Below are 15,201 nucleotides of genomic sequence, written 5' to 3'. Positions count from 1 at the left end.
GACCTCCGGCCGGCCACGGCAGTAACACCCCAACTTAAATATGCAAGGCGACCGAATCAGTCACCAAGACGGCTAAGAATGCACTCCGCAAACCGTGTTCGATCCGCACTATTCACGACTTGCTGCGCCCACACAGATGCCGCATCCTCCCAAACTCGATCCGCTCGAACGCGGGGGCCGAGATTCTCGGCAATCCGGCGCGACCATGCATGGTGATTCTCAAGTCGCCTGGCATCTTCGACTGCGTCTAGCAGGTCACCGGTTCGGACTCCCAGTCTTTGCGCAACGACATCCCAGTAGTCTTCGTCTGAGTTCTCAAACACTTCTCGTTCGGGCGCAGAGTTTCCCGGCATCTTCACGCATCCAGCCGCAGGATTTTGATCGCCATCGAGTACGCCGATCGATTTTCCGGGAAGCTTGTCATCATAAGAGAGGTGCCCCAGCGTTTTCACCGTACTGGCCGGTCCCACAGGGGTGACAGAAATGCGCCTCCGAATCTCGGGGCGCTCGATGGACAGCAGAGCGTCAATCATGACTGCCGCCTCCCTGTCCTCGCAGTAAAGAGTCAGCTCAGCATGATCCACATCATCCATCAGAGACATAGCGAAATCCGGCGTAACACCGTAGATCACATCCCGGGTGCCACCGCGTTCCAGTTGAATATAGACCCTCGCTTCAGCCGGCAACTGCTCCAGTACGTACGGCGAATGCGTGGACAGTATGAACTGAATTCTCTGACTATGCGCAATGGAGAACAGTTCTGCCATCAAGCGGCGCTGCGCTCTGGGATGGAGCGACGACTCGATCTCATCGATGATCACGAGTGAGTTGCGTGGTGCCGCGCGCAGCAGCGTTACAAGATCCGTCGTGGCATCCTCGCCGGCACCCTGATGAAAATTAGAGTACTCCCCCTCAGTCGTCGAGAGAATTCCGATCTGCTTCTGCTCGTACGTCGCCATCTTGCCGGCAGTGTACGACTTGTTCATAATCCTCGCCAGGGTATTCCTGTCGGCTTCAGAGAATTCCGTCTCGTCTCCACGGAAGGTCGACTGCTTCGCTATCTTTCCATATCCGATCAGAGTGTCGATCGGCTGAATGCGACTAATGTCGAGGAAAAATACGGGGCGCCCAACCCTCTCAGGCATGCCGCGCCACCGCTTGCTCGGCTTCCGGAGGTTCAATGCAGTGCTGGACACGCCAAGATGAAACTGATACAGAAGGCTAACCCTCTCCACGCGCTCCCATGGCGTATTGGGGAAGAAGTCGTCCGGGTAGAACGTGCGCATTTCAGGACGATTATCCGGAGCGCGATACGCGGCGGCGGCAGCCTTTAAGATTGTACTCTTGCCAGCCCCGTTTTCCCCGGCGATAGCCGTTACCGGGAATCGAAATTCGACCGTTTCCCCCGCCCAGCCGCGAAGCCCGGCTATTGTGACGGAATCGAGGAATTGAGGCCATCCTTTTTCAGAGTACCGATCCGTGTTCCAGTCGCTAGTAAGCGGAGAAACGGTGGTCGAAATTCGCGTGTTACCCATCTAGCCCCCTCAAGGCTTGGTCCCCGATGGCACCTCATAGGCCTGGCGCCTCACCCTAGGCTGTCCACTCGTTGGGGCCTAGGGTCTGAAGACTTGGGCTACGAGCTGTGCGGTCCTCAAGTAGGCACCCCCGCCTGCGAGGTACTCGGCGATGGCCTCAAACTGCCTGGTTGGCCGTGTCGAAGAAGTTGATGCCCGCGTCCAGCGCGGCGTCCATGATGCGGTGGCTGTCGGTCTCGTCGGTCTGCGGCCCGAAGTTCATCGTCCCGAGGACGATGCGGCTGACCTTGAGTCCGGTGCGTCCCAGCTGCGTGTACTCCATGGTCGTCCAGCCAAGCCGTTGGAGTCCGCTCGAAGCAAGGGTTCAGTGGAGGTACGGGCCGCCGATCTCCCACGCCTGGTGCATCGCGTCGGCGAACGCCCCGGCCAGCAGGTGCTCGCCCGGCGCCGACGGGTGGGTGCCGTCGTAGGTGGACCCGTCGATCCGCCAGTCCGCCGGCTCGGAGGCCAGCAGCAGCGGCGAGCCCGGTGTGGAGAGGTCGGCCACCGCCTTCGCCAGCAGCTCGTTGAAGCGCGTGCACTGGGCGCCGAAGTCCGCGTCCACCAGCGCCCGTACGTTGGGTATGACCGGCATCAGCACCGCCCGGACGTGCGGTCGGGCGGCCCGCGCCCCGGCCACGAAGCGCCGCACGTTCTCCGCGGTCTGCTCCGGGTCGGTGTAGAACCCGAGGTCGATCAGCCCCAGCGAGACCAGCAGGGTGTCGGCCCGGTGCGCGCGGACCTCGTCCTCGATCAGCGGCGCCATGTGCAGCCAGCCCTCGCCCCAGCCGGCGAGGTGGCGCCGAGCCTTCGCGGGGAAGGCCGGGTCGGCGTAGGCGACCGAGTCCGCGGCGTCGGTGGCGGGGTCGTACAGGGTGTCGCGCGGTCCGACGAGCTGGTACGGGCCGGGGTAGGTCGCGTTGAGGTGCTGCCACATCCGGTAGCGCCACGTGAAGTCGCCGGAGCTGCCGATCGTCATCGAGTCCCCGACGCACATGATCCTCATCCGGCAATGATGGCCGAGAACGCTACCGCCGGGTACGTGACGCTGGCCACGCCACCCCGGCCGCCGGGTGCCATGGGAGGCTGTGCCCCATGTGTGCCGCCGTGCGTCGCCCCAGGTGTCCCGGACGTCCGCTCCCGTACGCGGCGGGGGTGGCCGCCGCGGCGCTGGCGCTGCTGACAGCGGCCGGCGGGCCGGCCGCCGCCGACCCGGCCGGCTTCACCCTCAACGACCCGCGGATCACCGAGTCCAGCGGCCTGGCCGCCAGCCGCGCCCACCCGGGCGTTTACTGGACCCACAACGACAGCGACGACGGCCCCTACGTCTACGCCGTCGACGCCGCCACCGGCCGCACGGTCGCCACGATCACCCTGCGCGGCATCGGCACGCCCCGCGACGTCGAGGCCGTCTCGGTCGGCCCGGACGGCCGGATCTACGTCGGCGACATCGGCGACAACCTCGGCGGCAGCTGGGACCACGTCTGGATCTACCGCTTCCCCGAGCCGGCGCAGCTGCGCGACGCCACCGTCACCGCCGAGCAGTTCACCGTCCGGTACGCGGACGGGCCGCGGGACGCCGAGGCGCTGATGGTGCATCCGCGGACCGGCCGGGTCTACCTGGTCAGCAAGAAGCAGGGCGGCGGGGCCGCGCTCTACGAGGGGCCGGCCCACCTGTCCGCCTCCGGCGGCAACACCTTCCGCAAGGTCGCCCCGATCGACCTGTGGGTGACCGACGGCGCGTTCTCCCCGGACGGCACCCGGCTGGTGCTGCGCGGCTACTTCGGGGCGCGGATGTACCGCTGGCGGGACGGCCGCCCGCAGGACCTCGGCGGGGTGTCGGTGCCGCTCCAGCGGCAGGGCGAGTCGGTGAGCTTCACCCCCGACGGGCGGACGCTGATGTACGGGTCGGAGGGGTGCGACAGCCAGGTCGAGCCGGTGGCGCTCAGCGGCGAACAACTCCCCGACGCGGCCCGGCGGGACGACGACGCGCCGCAGGACGACGCGTCCGGCGGGGGCGCGACGGCCGGCCGCCCGGGGGACCGGGCCGGCGGTACGGCGCCCAGTTACGGCAAGGGCGCGCTGGTGCTGGCGGGCGCGACCGCGCTGGTGCTGGCGATCCGGAGCCTGCTGCGGCGGCGCCGTTAGGGCCGCCCGCCCCGGCTACGCCGACGGCGGTTCCTCGTCGATCAGCCGCAGCTCGTAGTGGAGCGTCGGCTCCCGCCGCAGCCGGTGCACGAGCGGCACCACCAGCCCGTGGATCAGCGGGTACTTGCGCGTCAACGACCGTTCCGCGCGCCGGTATTCACGGGTGGCCGGGTCCAGCAGCCGGGCCCGGGCCCGGACGGTGGGACCGGTGGGCCTGCCGCGCCAGGTCGAGGCGCAGAACTCCACCTCGGGGAAGTTCCGCATCCGCCTGACCTTCCAGGCGCTGCCGAAGGTGCGGAAGTAGGCGTGGTCGCCGTCCACCGCGAAGTTGACCGGGGTGTCGACGCCGGTGCCGTCCTTCTTGTACGTGGTCAGCAGGATCGTCCCCTGGTCTTCGAAGGGGGCGAGGCCGGGGCTGGGAGAGGTCCGCATGCCTCCATGGAGACACATCCGGACCGTTTCGTCGCGTCGCGTTACGCCTCGGCGCGCTGCGTCCGGTGCGGCGGCCGGTGGCGATGCGCCCGTTCGGGGGTGCGGTCGGCTGTGGGCCCCGGCATGCGGAAGGGCCCCAGCATGCGGAAGGGCCCCGGTCGGGCGCTGTGCGCCGTGCCGGGGCCCTTCCGCGTCGGTGCCGGTGGTGCCGTCAGAGCCGGCCGACCACGTAGTCGATGCAGGCCGTCAGCGCCTCGACGTCCGCCGGGTCGATCGCCGGGAACATCGCGACCCGCAGCTGGTTGCGGCCGAGCTTGCGGTACGGCTCGGTGTCGACGATGCCGTTGGCGCGCAGCGCCTTGGCGATGGCCGCCGCGTCGATGTCGTCGCTGAAGTCGATCGTGCCGATGACCTGCGAGCGCTTGGCCGGGTCGGTGACGAACGGGGTGGCGTGCTTGGAGTCCTCGGCCCAGCCGTAGAGGGTGCGCGAGGAGGCGGCGGTGCGGCCGACCGCCCAGTCCAGACCGCCCTGGCCGTTGATCCACTCCAACTGCTCGTTGAGCAGGAAGAGGGTGGCGAGGGACGGGGTGTTGTACGTCTGGTTCTTCAGGGAGTTGTCGATCGCCGTGGGGAGCGAGAAGAACTCCGGGACGTGGCGGCCGGACGCGTGGACGGCGCGGGCGCGCTCCAGGGCCGCCGGGGAGAAGACGCCGAGCCAGAGGCCGCCGTCGGAGGCGAAGGACTTCTGCGGCGCGAAGTAGTAGACGTCGGTCTCGGTGATGTCCACCGGGAGGCCGCCGGCGCCGGAGGTCGCGTCGACCAGCACCAGGGCGCCCTCGTCGGCGCCGGCCACCCGTCGGATCGGGGCCGCGACACCGGTCGAGGTCTCGTTGTGGGTGAAGGCGTAGACGTCCACGCCGGCCTCGGCGACCGGCTCCGGGTGGGTGCCCGGGTCGGAGGAGATGACGGTGGGCTCGGCCAGCCACGGCGCCAGCTTGGCGGCCTTGGCGAACTTCGAGGAGAACTCGCCGAACGAGAGGTGCTGCGACTTGTTCTCGATCAGACCGTGCGTCGCGACGTCCCAGAAGGCGGTGGAGCCGCCGTTGCCGAGGATGACCTCGTAGCCCTCGGGGAGCTGGAAGAGGTCGCGCACGCCCTGCCGCACCTTGCCGACCAGGTTCTTGACCGGGGCCTGGCGGTGCGAGGTGCCGAGCAGGGAAGTACCGGTGGCGGCCAGCGCGTCGAGCGCCTCCGTACGCACCTTGGAGGGGCCCGCGCCGAAGCGTCCGTCGGCGGGCTTGAGGTCAGCGGGGATCTCGATATCAGCCACGGGGGCAGCCTAAGGGGTCGTGCGGGGACCCGGCGGAGCGTCCAGCCGGTGAGATGACGGACGGTCGGAGTGTGGACGCGTGGCGTGGCCGGGGCCGCACCGGCGGTCACCGCCGGCTACGGGCGGTCCGTCGCGTAGAGGTCCCCGAGTGCCGCCGCGGCGTCGGCCAGCACCCGGCGGGCCTCGGGCGGGTCCAGCACCTCCAGGGAGTCGCCGAACTGGAGCAGTTGGCGGACGGCGGGGAGCACCGGGTAGCCGAGCTCCAGGACCGCCCAGCCGTCCCCGGCCCCGTCCGCGACGTCCGCCCCGTCCGCCTCGTACTCCCTGTCCGCCTCGTACTCCCTGTCCGTCCCGTACTCCCCGTCCGCCGTCCGAGGCGGCCCGGTCAGGGCGCTGCCGAGGATCCGCACCGCGAGATCCAGCCGCTCCCGGCGGATCCGGGCGGTCACCCGGACCGGCGCCGGCCGCTCCTCCACCTGGCGTCGCAACTGCGCCCAGACCTCGGCCAGTTCGGCGCCCGGCCGCCGCCGCACCGGCGCGTCGGTGACGGTCGCGGACGCCACCCGGTCGGCCCGGAACAGCTGCGGCCGGCCGCGCCGGTCGGCGACCAGGTACCAGGTCCCGGCCTTGGCGACCAGCCCGTAGGGATCGACGGTGTACGTGCGCAACCGGGTCTCGCCGCCGTGCCGGTAGCGGATCCGCAGCCGCTGGTCGGTGAAGACGGCGGTCTGCAACTCGTCCAGGTCCGCCGCCGGGCGGGGCCCGCCGAGCCAGCGGTCGGGGTCCACCAGGATCCGGCGGCCGGTCAGTTCGGCGGCCGGGCGGTGCGGGGCCGGCAGCGCCGCCATCACCTTGCGCAGCGCTGAGCCGAGCGCCGCGTCCAGGCCGAGCGCCTGGTGCGCGCCCTGCGTGGCCAGGATGAACAGCGCCCGGGCCTCGTCGGCGGTCAGCCCCGTGACGTCGGTCCGAAAGCCGGGCAGCAGCGCGATCCCGCCGTGCCGGCCGCGCTCGGCGTAGACCGGCACTCCGGACGCCGACAGCGCCTCGACGTCCCGGTAGACGGTGCGGGTGGAGACCTCCAGGCGTGCGGCCAGTTCGCTCGCCGGGACCCGGCCGCGGGTCTGGAGCAGCAGCAGGATCGAGAGCAGTCGGTCGGCCTTCACCCCCGGTTTATATCCCGCTCCTCGGCCGCGTTCTAAATATGACGGTAGGTGTCACGTTATTGCCCGAGAGTGCGGCGCATGACGACGACCGACGCACTCGCCACCGCCCCGCTCAACCCGACCGGCTCGCCCGCCCCGTTCACCCCGCCCGCCCCGGACGCCGTGGCGGACCTCGCGCGGCGGGTCGCCGGCCCCGTGTTCCGCCCCGGCGACGAGGGCTACGACGCCGAGCGGTCCGGCTTCCAGGCCGGCCACCGGCACCGCCCCGCCGTCATCGTCGGCGCGACCGACGCCGCCGACGTGGCCGCCGCGGTCGCCTTCGCCCGCGCCCGGCGCCTGCCGGTCGCCGTCCAGGCCACCGGGCACGGCCTCTCCGCCGCCACCGACGGCGGACTGCTGATCAGCACCCGACGGATGACCGACGTCACCGTGGACCCCGCGACGGCCACCGCCCAGGTCGCCGCGGGCGCCGTCTGGGGCCAGGTCGTCGAGGCCGCCGCCCCGCACGGGCTCGCCCCGCTCAACGGCTCCTCGCCCGGCGTCGGCGTGGTCTCGTACACCCTCGGGGGCGGCGTCGGGGTGCTGGCCCGCACCTACGGGTTCGCCGCCGACCACGTCCGGGCCGTCGACCTGGTCACCGCCGACGCCCGCCGGGTACGGGTGACCGCCGACCGCGACCCCGACCTCTTCTGGGGGCTGCTCGGCGGTGGGCACGGCCTCGGGGTGGTCACCGGCATGGAGTTCGGGCTGGTGCCGGTGGCGCGGCTCTACGGGGGGCAACTCGTCTTCGGCGCCGAGCAGATCGACGACGCGCTGACCGCGTACCTGCGCTGGACCGGGACCGTGCCGGACACCCTGACCTCCTCGCTCGGCCTGATCGTCTACCCCGACCTGCCGCAGCTGCCGGCCGCGCTGCGCGGACGCCACCTCCTCCAGATCCGGATCGCGTTCACCGCCGGCGCCGAGGAGGGCGAGCGCCTGGTGGCGCCGCTGCGCGCGGTCGGCCCGACGGCCGGCGACGACCTGCGCGAGATGCCCTACGAGGAGTCCCACACCATCCACCGCGACCCCAGCGACCCGCACGCCTACAACGGCGACAACGTGCTGCTCGACGGGTTGGACGCGGCGGCGCTGCACCGGGTGGCGGCGCTGGCAGGGCCGGCCGCGCCGGTGATGGTGGTGACGCAGCTGAACCACCTGGGCGGCGCGCTCGCGACCGGCCCGACGGGCGGCGCCGGCGCCGGTGCGGTCGGCCACCGGGACGCCCGGTTCGCGCTACGGGTGCTGTCCCCGCTGGGCGACGCCGACCCCGAGGGCGACCTGGCGACCGTCCGGAAGGTGCACGCCGAGGTGATGGCGGCCGTGGAGCCCTGGCGGCTCGGCCGGAACGTCAACTTCCTCCTCGGCGAGCAGCAGGGGCGGGCGGACGCCGCGGAGGTGGCCCGCAGCACCCACGGCGCGGCGGCCCGGGCCCGGCTGGCGGACCTCAAGGCCGCCCACGACCCGGAGAACGTCTTCCGCTTCCACCCGTACGAGGTGTGAGACGGTACGCCGCCCCCTGATGTCGGCCGGCGCGCGCCCGGTCAGCTGAAGATCGCGGCCAGGACGATCAGCGCCACGAGGATGGCGAGCGTCTCCCACCGGGCCGCGCGGCGCAGCGTGTCCAGCGACGACGCACCGCCGGACGACCGGTGCGGCTGCCAGGCGGAGCCGTCGTCCGACGAGTGGTGGGAGCTGTGGTGGACCGTGTGGTGGGACGTGCCACCGGATGCGTCGTCGCTCATGCGTTCCATGCTAGGGCGCTTCTGACGGATCTCCGCGGCGTCGCGGCGCCTGGCACGCCCGCTCGCGGCGTTGCCGACATGTCCCCATAGCTCCGCTATGAAGACATCCCGGCGCCTTGCGATCGGACGCACCAGGCGCCGCTCCTTCTTCCACGGAGATCCGTCAGAAGCGCCCTAGGGGCGGCGATGCAGTTGTCCACAGCCCTTGATCGACCCCCGCCCTTTCCGGGCACTCTGGAGTCATGGCTGATCGCACGGAGACGGACAAGCGGAACGGCGACGGATCGGATACGAGCGGATCGGGCACCGGCGGCCGGCGCGGGCGGGCCACCGACCGGGCGGCGGCGGCCCGGGCGGACCTGGCGCGCGCACTGGCCGCGGCGGTGCGGGGCGAGGTCTCGGCCACCGCCGGGGACCGGGCGCTGATGACGATGGACGCGTCCAACTACCGGCGGGTCCCGGACGCGGTGGTCGCGCCCCGGGACGCCGAGGACGTCGCCGCGGCCCTGCGGGTCTGCCGGGAGCGCGGCGTCCCGGTGGTGCCGCGCGGCGGCGGCACCAGCATCGCCGGGCAGGCCACCGGCACCGGCGTCGTCCTGGACTTCACCCGCCACATGCGCCGGATCGTGGCGCTGGACCCCGAGGCCCGCACGGCCGTCGTACAGCCCGGCGTCGTCCTCGACGACCTCCGGGCCGCCGCCGCCCCGCACGGGCTGACCTTCGGCCCCGACCCCTCCACCCACAGCCGCTGCACCCTCGGCGGCATGATCGGCAACAACTCCTGCGGCTCGCACTCCGTCGCCTGGGGCACCACCGCCGACAACGTCCACGCCCTGGACCTGCTCACCTACGGCGGCGAGGCGGTCCGGGCCGGCCGCGGCACCGACCCCGAGGGCCGCCCCACCGGCCTCCCGCCCCGTCTGCGCGACGGCGTCCAGGCCCTGGTGGGGCGGGAGTTGGCGCTGCTGCGCACCGGCTATCCCACCGGCCTCCCGCGCCGCATCTCCGGCTACGCACTGGACGCGCTGCTCCCCGAGGCGGGCACCGACCTGGCCCGCGCCCTCACCGGCAGCGAGGGCACCCTCGGCGTCGTCACCGAGGCCGCCGTCCGGCTCGTCGAGACCCCCGCGGCCCGCGCTCTGGCCGTCCTGGCCTACCCCGACGAGAGCGCCGCCGCCGAGGCCGCGCACACCCTCCTCCCGCATCGCCCGCTGACCGTCGAGGGGATGGCCGCCGACCTCGTCGGCAAGGGCGCCGCCGGGCTGCCCGACGGCGGCGCCTGGCTGTTCGTCGAGATGGGCGGGGCGAGCCGCGCCGAGGCCGCCGCCCGCGCCGAGGCGCTGTGCCGTGCCGCGACCGCGGACGGCGCCACCGGCCACGCACTCGTCGCCGACCCGGCCGGCCAGCGCGCCCTGTGGCGGATCCGCGAGGACGCCTCCGGCACCGCGACCCGGATGCCCGACGGCACGGAGGCATGGCCCGGCTGGGAGGACTGCGCCGTCCCGCCCGCCCGACTCGGCCCGTATCTGCGGGACTTCCGCGCCCTGCTCGCCCAGCACGGCCTGCGCGGCACCCCCTACGGCCACTTCGGCGACGGCTGCATCCACGTCCGGATCGACTTCGACCTGCTCACCCCGCCCGGCGTCCGCCGCTTCCGGGGCTTCTCCACCGACCTGGCCGCCCTGGTGGTGGCGCACGGCGGATCGCTCTCCGGCGAGCACGGCGACGGCCAGGCCCGCGCCGAACTCCTCCCCGCGATGTACGGCGACGAACTGGTCGGCCTCTTCGGCGCGTTCAAGGACCTCTGGGACCCGGCCGGGGGCCTCAACCCCGGCATGCTGGTCCGCCCCGCCCGCCTCGACGACAACCTCCGCTTCGCCCCGCTGCCGAAGGGCCCGGTCCCGGTGGAGTTCGGCTACCCGCACGATCACGGCGACTTCCCGGCCGCCGTCCGCCGCTGCGTCGGCGTCGCCAAGTGCCGTACCGAAAAGCTCGGTTCGGGATCGTCCGACGTCATGTGCCCGTCGTACCGCGCCACCGGCGAGGAGCGGCACTCCACCCGCGGGCGCGCCCGGCTGCTGCACGAGATGCTCGCCGGCGAGGTGATCACCGACGGCTGGCGCTCCCCGGAGGTGCGCGACGCCCTCGACCTCTGCCTCTCCTGCAAGGGCTGCCGCAGCGACTGCCCCGTGGGGGTCGACATGGCCACCTACAAGGCGGAGTTCCTGCACCACCACTACGCGGGCCGGATCCGCCCCGCCGCCCACTACGCCATGGGCCGCCTGCCGCAGTGGCTGCGCGCCGCCGCCCCCGCGGCGCCGCTCCTCAACGCCCTCGCCCGCACCCCGCTCGCCGCGGTCGCCAAGCGGCTCGCCGGGATCGCGCCGGAGCGGGAGATCCCGGCGCTGGCGGGGGAGACGTTCCGGCGCTGGTGGTGGCGCCGGCGCGCCGCCGGGGGCGCGCCGACGGGCGGCCGGACGGTCGTCCTGTGGCCCGACACCTTCACCGACCACCTGTCCCCGGAGGTGGGCCGGGCCGCCGTCCGCGTCCTGGAGGCCGCCGGGCTGCGGCCCCTGCTCCCGCCCACCGCGCCCCCGGCGAAGCGCCCGTCGTTCCCGCTGCCCCGCCTCCACCGCCCCGGCCTGTGCTGCGGCCTGACCTATGTCTCCACCGGCCAGCTCACCCAGGCCAGGGCCGTCATGCGCCGCACGGTCGAGGTGCTCGGCCCCCTGGTGCGCCCCGACCGCCCCCTGGTCGTCCTCGAACCGAGCTGCGCCGCGGCGCTCCGCACGGACCTGCCGGAACTGCTCTTTGACGACCCCCGGGCCGCCCGGCTCGCCGCCTCCGTCCGCACCTTCGCCGAGGTCCTGGAGGAACTGGCCCCCGACTGGACCCCGCCCCGCCTCGACCGCCCCGTCGCCGGCCAGACCCACTGCCACCAGCACGCGGTCCTCGGTGACGCCGCCGACCGCCGACTCCGCGAACGCGCCGGCCTGACCGGCGACTTGAGCGGCGGCTGCTGCGGCCTGGCCGGCAACTTCGGCTTCGAACGCGGCCACTACGACGTCTCCGTCGCCTGCGCCGAGGACCAACTCCTCCCGGCCGTGCGCGAGGCGCCCCCGCACACCGAGATCCTCGCCGACGGCTTCTCCTGCCGGACCCAACTCGCCCAACTGGGCGAGCGCCGCGGACGACACCTGGCGGAGGTGCTGGCGGAGGCCCTGGGGGAGGGACCGGAGTCCGGCTGACCGCAGGGGTGGAGGGGTTGTCTCTTCACTGGAACGTGGTTCACCGGCTCGGCCGGCTTGCTCTCCGCTCCGTCACGTCTTTCGCGGAAAGTCCATTCATGGGAAAGATAAGGCTAATTCACCTTTTGGAAACCTCTCGCCGTTCATGATGGCCACTGGCTTACGCCGAATGTCGGAGATGGTCTAATGCGCGTAGCTGAGCGGTTGCTGAGCCGGGTCCGGAATTCACTCGATGGCCCCGTGGGAATCGGATGCGTGACGGTGGGGATCCTTGCCGTCGCGGCGGTCCTGGAGCCGCTGGGCGCCCCGTCGCCCCAACTCCTCCTCGGGCTCCTGGTCGGGGCCGTGATCGCCTTGCGGGGCAGCCGGCAGCACCATCTGTCGAAGACCGTCGACCAGAGCGTGCAGGCCCTCATCGGCGTCATGATCGGCGCCTATCTCCAGGTCTCGGTCCTGCGCGACGTGGCCGGCGCCATGCTTCCGCTGACGATGCTCACGCTGGTGACGACCGTCCTCAGCGTCGGAATTGCCGTCGTGATCGCGCGGACCGGCCGAATGGACCGGCTCACCGCGACGCTCGGAATGATCGCCGGAGGGTCGGTGGCCGTGACGTCGTGCGCGAAGGACATGGGCGCGGATTCTCGGGTCGTGGCGTTTATGCAGTACACCCGTGTCGCCGTGATTTCGGCCGCCGCGCCGCTGGTGGCCATGCTCATCGCCGACCCCGCGGCCGGCGGCGCAGGGGACGACGGTGGTGCGAGCGCCACCGCCGGATGGTCCTGGGACCTGGTGCCCCGAGGCGATCAGCTGGCCGGGGTGTCCATCACCCTCGTCCTGGCAGCCGTCGGCATGCGCCTGGCCCGGCGCGTCAGGCTGCCCAGCGCGGCTCTCCTGGGGCCCATGCTGCTCTCCGCGGCCGTCACGGCGCTCGGCCTGACGCACGGCTATTCGCCGGCGGGCCTGTTCAAGGAGACGCTGCTGGTACTCGTCGGGTTGGAGGTGGGTCTGCGCTTCGACCGCGAGACCGTACAGGCGGTGAGGCGCATGATCCCGCTGGTGCTAGGCGCGATCTTGCTGCTCTGCGGTGTCATCGGGGGGATCGCCGTCGGGCTGGCCCCGGTGCTGGGGGTCAGCCGGGCCGACGCCTACCTCGCGACGACGCCCGGCGGTATCAACGCGGTCCTCGCCAGCGCGTCGACCAGCGATGCGCACATGGGGCTGATCTCCAGTGTGCAGACGCTGCGGCTGTTCCTGATGGTGTTGCTGCTGCCCCTGCTCCAGGGGTGGTTGTCGCGAAGCTCCGTTCGGTCGCGAAACTCCGCTCAGCGCACCGAGACCGCGCCGGGGCGGCAGGAGGGGCGCCAGGAGGGGCGCCAGGAGAAGCCGGGGCCCGAGCCTGCGGCCAGGGACGCTTGACGGTGCCCTTCTGTAGCGAGGAGGACGTCGTCAGACCTCACACAGTTAGCGCCCTAGTCCATGACCTCGTGGGCCAGGGCGATCAGGTCCGGGATGCGCGGGTGGCCGGGGCCGGCGCGCCGGGCGAGGACGACGGAGACGGGCGGGGCGTCGGTGAGCGGGACGTAGGCCATCGCCGGGTGCGGGTGCATGCCGGCGGTGGCCGTGGTGGTGACGCCCACCGCCCGGCCGCCGGTGATGGCGGCGATCCAGTCGTCGGTGTTGCCGATGGTGATCGTCGACGAGGGGCGGGCGTCGGCGGGCCAGAGGTCGAGGGTGGTGATGCCGGAGACCGTGTTGAGGGCGATGGTGCGGGTGGCGAGGTCGGCGAGCGAGAGGGCGGGGCGGGCGGCCAGGGGGTCGTCGGCGGGCAGGCCGACCACCCGGGGCTCGGTCGTCAGCTGCTCGGTGATCAGGCCGGGGGCGTCGACGTCGCCGCGGAGGAGGGCGGCGTCCACGTCGCCGCGGGCGAGGCCGGCCGTGCGGTCGTCGATGCGGAGGAGTTCCAGGGGGGTCTCCGGGTGCTCCTCGCGCCAGCGGCGCAGCAGGGTGGTGGTGTCCGCGCCGGCCGCCGACCAGGCGTGGCCCAGCCGGAGCGGCCAGCCGGAGCGCCGGCCGTAGGTCAGCGCGCGGTCGAAGGCGGCGACCGCGAGGGCCGCCTGGTCGCGGAAGGCGAGGCCGTCCGGGGTGAGGGCCAGGTGGTGGGTGGAGCGCTCGACGAGGCGGACGTCCAGGGTGTCCTCCAGCTGCCGGAGGGTGCGGGAGACGGCGGGCTGGGTGAGGTGCAGGCGTTCGGCGGCGCGGGTCACGCTGAGGGTGTCGGCGATGGCGAGGAAGCAGCGGAAATGACGCAGCTCGATGCTCATGCGTGCGGAGCATAACAACCGGCGAAATCGCATTTCACGTGCGGGAAAGCGGGTCGTAGCGTGGGGGTGTGAATGCTTCCTCCGCGCCGTTCGGGTCGTCCGCAGAGTCCTCGCCCACAGAGTCCTCGCCCACAGAGTCCTCGTTCGCAGAGTCCTCCTCCGGAGCGTTCGACTCCGGGATACCCCGGCCCGTGCCGCCCTCGCCCGAGGTGCTGTCGGCCGAGGCGCAGGCCGCGGCCCACGGGCTGGGCGACAAGGGTGCGGCGCGGGCGCGGGGCCGGCTGGTGTCGGTGGGGTTGGTCATCGGCGGGATCGTCTCGCTGCAGTTCGGGTCGTCGGTCGCGGTGCTGCTGTTCCCGCGGGCCGGCGCGCTGGGCGTCGTCACGCTGCGGCTGGTCGTGGCGGCGCTGGTGCTGCTCGTCGCCTGCCGGCCGAAGGTGCGGGGTTACGGGCGGGCGGACTGGGCCACGGTCGTCGCCTTCGGTGTGGCGCTGGCCGGGATGAACTCGCTCTTCTACCAGGCGATCGACCGGATTCCGTTGGGAGCCGCGGTCACCCTGGAGTTCCTCGGGCCGCTGATCCTGTCGGTGGCGACGTCGCGGCGGCTGCTGAGCGTGGTGTGGGCGGCGCTGGCGCTGGGCGGTGTGGTGCTGCTGGGGCGCGCGGGGTTCGACGGGCTGAACTTCGTCGGGGCCGGATGCGCGCTGGCGGCCGGTGGGCTGTGGGCCGCCTACATCCTGCTGTCGGCGCGGACCGGGCAGCGGTTCCCGCAGGCGGACGGGCTGGCGTTGGCGATGACGGTGGCGGCGGTGCTGAGTCTGCCGCTGGGCGTGCTCAGCGCGGGCACGGCGCTGCTGAACCCGGTGACGGTGGGGCTGGGCGCCGCCGTGGCGCTGATGTCGTCGGTGCTGCCGTACACGCTGGAGCTGCTGGCGCTGCGGAAGCTGCCCGCTTCGGGGTTCGCGGTGATGATGAGCCTGGAGCCGGCCGCGGCGGCCACGGCCGGGTTCCTGGTGCTGGGGCAGGCGCTGGGCTGGGTGGAGTTGGTGGCCATCGGGCTGGTGGTGGTGGCGAGCGCGGGGGCGGTTCTCAGCGGCTCGCGCCGCTGAGTTTTTCCCTCCCACGCGTCGCTGACCAGACCCGCCCGAACGCCGCAGGGGCAGCGCACAGACGGGGCCTTCGGTCACCGCATCCAGGCTGG

12 protein-coding genes and 1 pseudogene are annotated in these 15,201 nt (G+C 72.5%); 5 read left to right on the top strand and 8 right to left on the bottom strand.

The features are described from left to right. Window positions 1-56 precede the first annotated feature (56 nt). The 3 genes and pseudogenes from MOV08_RS17790 to MOV08_RS17780 form a co-directional block, all read right to left on the bottom strand. Window positions 57-1,535, bottom strand: a complete 1,479-nt coding sequence (locus MOV08_RS17790) for an ATP-dependent nuclease (protein WP_275308065.1) — start codon at window positions 1,533-1,535, stop codon at window positions 57-59. A 169-nt stretch (window positions 1,536-1,704) separates the two neighbouring features. Then, a pseudogene (locus tag MOV08_RS17785) lies at window positions 1,705-1,857 on the bottom strand (aldo/keto reductase); the annotation flags it as partial. Between the two features lie 42 nt (window positions 1,858-1,899). Then, window positions 1,900-2,580, bottom strand: coding sequence for a GDSL-type esterase/lipase family protein (locus MOV08_RS17780; protein ID WP_039633717.1), 681 nt, complete (start codon window positions 2,578-2,580; stop codon window positions 1,900-1,902). A gap of 149 nt (window positions 2,581-2,729) precedes the next feature. On the opposite strand from MOV08_RS17780, the gene MOV08_RS17775 reads away from it, so the two are divergent. Next, window positions 2,730-3,722 carry a TolB-like translocation protein gene (locus tag MOV08_RS17775; protein ID WP_420834178.1) on the top strand — a complete coding sequence of 331 codons (993 nt, stop codon included), beginning with the start codon at window positions 2,730-2,732 and terminating at the stop codon, window positions 3,720-3,722. A gap of 15 nt (window positions 3,723-3,737) precedes the next feature. Here MOV08_RS17775 and MOV08_RS17770 read toward each other — a convergent pair whose 3' ends face one another. The 3 genes from MOV08_RS17770 to MOV08_RS17760 form a co-directional block, all read right to left on the bottom strand. Continuing rightward, window positions 3,738-4,154 (bottom strand): PPOX class F420-dependent oxidoreductase, encoded by a 417-nt coding sequence (locus MOV08_RS17770; protein WP_039633716.1) that lies wholly within the window; start codon window positions 4,152-4,154, stop codon window positions 3,738-3,740. Window positions 4,155-4,365: 211 nt separating this feature from the next. Next, window positions 4,366-5,484, bottom strand: coding sequence for a phosphoserine transaminase (gene serC / locus MOV08_RS17765; protein WP_275308055.1), 1,119 nt, complete (start codon window positions 5,482-5,484; stop codon window positions 4,366-4,368). Between the two features lie 116 nt (window positions 5,485-5,600). Then, entirely contained in the window at window positions 5,601-6,647 is a 1,047-nt protein-coding gene (locus tag MOV08_RS17760; protein ID WP_275308053.1) for a helix-turn-helix transcriptional regulator, read from the bottom strand. Between the two features lie 78 nt (window positions 6,648-6,725). On the opposite strand from MOV08_RS17760, the gene MOV08_RS17755 reads away from it, so the two are divergent. Beyond that, the gene (locus MOV08_RS17755) at window positions 6,726-8,189 is read left to right on the top strand and encodes an FAD-binding oxidoreductase (RefSeq protein WP_275308052.1); all 1,464 of its coding nucleotides are present in this window, start codon (window positions 6,726-6,728) and stop codon (window positions 8,187-8,189) included. Between the two features lie 41 nt (window positions 8,190-8,230). Here the strand turns inward: MOV08_RS17755 and MOV08_RS17750 are convergent, their stop codons facing one another. After that, window positions 8,231-8,431 carry a hypothetical protein gene (locus MOV08_RS17750; protein ID WP_275308051.1) on the bottom strand — a complete coding sequence of 67 codons (201 nt, stop codon included), beginning with the start codon at window positions 8,429-8,431 and terminating at the stop codon, window positions 8,231-8,233. 242 nt (window positions 8,432-8,673) lie between these two features. Between MOV08_RS17750 and MOV08_RS17745 the strand changes: the two genes are divergently transcribed. Both MOV08_RS17745 and MOV08_RS17740 read left to right on the top strand, forming a co-directional pair. Then, on the top strand, window positions 8,674-11,679 hold the full coding sequence (locus MOV08_RS17745) for an FAD-binding and (Fe-S)-binding domain-containing protein (protein ID WP_275308050.1): 3,006 nt from the start codon (window positions 8,674-8,676) through the stop codon (window positions 11,677-11,679). Window positions 11,680-11,934: 255 nt separating this feature from the next. Continuing rightward, window positions 11,935-13,095 (top strand): AbrB family transcriptional regulator, encoded by a 1,161-nt coding sequence (locus tag MOV08_RS17740; RefSeq protein WP_275308049.1) that lies wholly within the window; start codon window positions 11,935-11,937, stop codon window positions 13,093-13,095. A 53-nt stretch (window positions 13,096-13,148) separates the two neighbouring features. Here MOV08_RS17740 and MOV08_RS17735 read toward each other — a convergent pair whose 3' ends face one another. After that, window positions 13,149-14,000 carry a LysR family transcriptional regulator gene (locus MOV08_RS17735; RefSeq protein WP_275308048.1) on the bottom strand — a complete coding sequence of 284 codons (852 nt, stop codon included), beginning with the start codon at window positions 13,998-14,000 and terminating at the stop codon, window positions 13,149-13,151. A gap of 191 nt (window positions 14,001-14,191) precedes the next feature. Here MOV08_RS17735 and MOV08_RS17730 point away from each other — a divergent pair, with 191 nt between their 5' ends. Then, on the top strand, window positions 14,192-15,109 hold the full coding sequence (locus tag MOV08_RS17730) for an EamA family transporter (RefSeq protein WP_052286775.1): 918 nt from the start codon (window positions 14,192-14,194) through the stop codon (window positions 15,107-15,109). Window positions 15,110-15,201: the final 92 nt, after the last annotated feature.

It is taken from the genome of Streptomyces yunnanensis (genome assembly GCF_029011865.1).
In the GTDB taxonomy this organism is placed as follows: domain Bacteria; phylum Actinomycetota; class Actinomycetes; order Streptomycetales; family Streptomycetaceae; genus Streptomyces; species Streptomyces yunnanensis.
This window is presented reverse-complemented; position numbering and strand designations above follow the sequence as displayed.

Excerpts from the sequence above, each read along its gene's own strand:
- MOV08_RS17750 (WP_275308051.1), bottom strand. The coding sequence starts at position 8,431 with ATGAGCGACGACGCATCCGGTGGCACGTCCCACCACACGGTCCACCAC.
- MOV08_RS17735 (WP_275308048.1), bottom strand. The coding sequence starts at position 14,000 with ATGAGCATCGAGCTGCGTCATTTCCGCTGCTTCCTCGCCATCGCCGAC.
- MOV08_RS17745 (WP_275308050.1), top strand. The coding sequence starts at position 8,674 with ATGGCTGATCGCACGGAGACGGACAAGCGGAACGGCGACGGATCGGAT.
- MOV08_RS17780 (WP_039633717.1), bottom strand. The coding sequence starts at position 2,580 with ATGAGGATCATGTGCGTCGGGGACTCGATGACGATCGGCAGCTCCGGC.
- MOV08_RS17755 (WP_275308052.1), top strand. The coding sequence starts at position 6,726 with ATGACGACGACCGACGCACTCGCCACCGCCCCGCTCAACCCGACCGGC.
- MOV08_RS17790 (WP_275308065.1), bottom strand. The coding sequence starts at position 1,535 with ATGGGTAACACGCGAATTTCGACCACCGTTTCTCCGCTTACTAGCGAC.
- MOV08_RS17770 (WP_039633716.1), bottom strand. The coding sequence starts at position 4,154 with ATGCGGACCTCTCCCAGCCCCGGCCTCGCCCCCTTCGAAGACCAGGGG.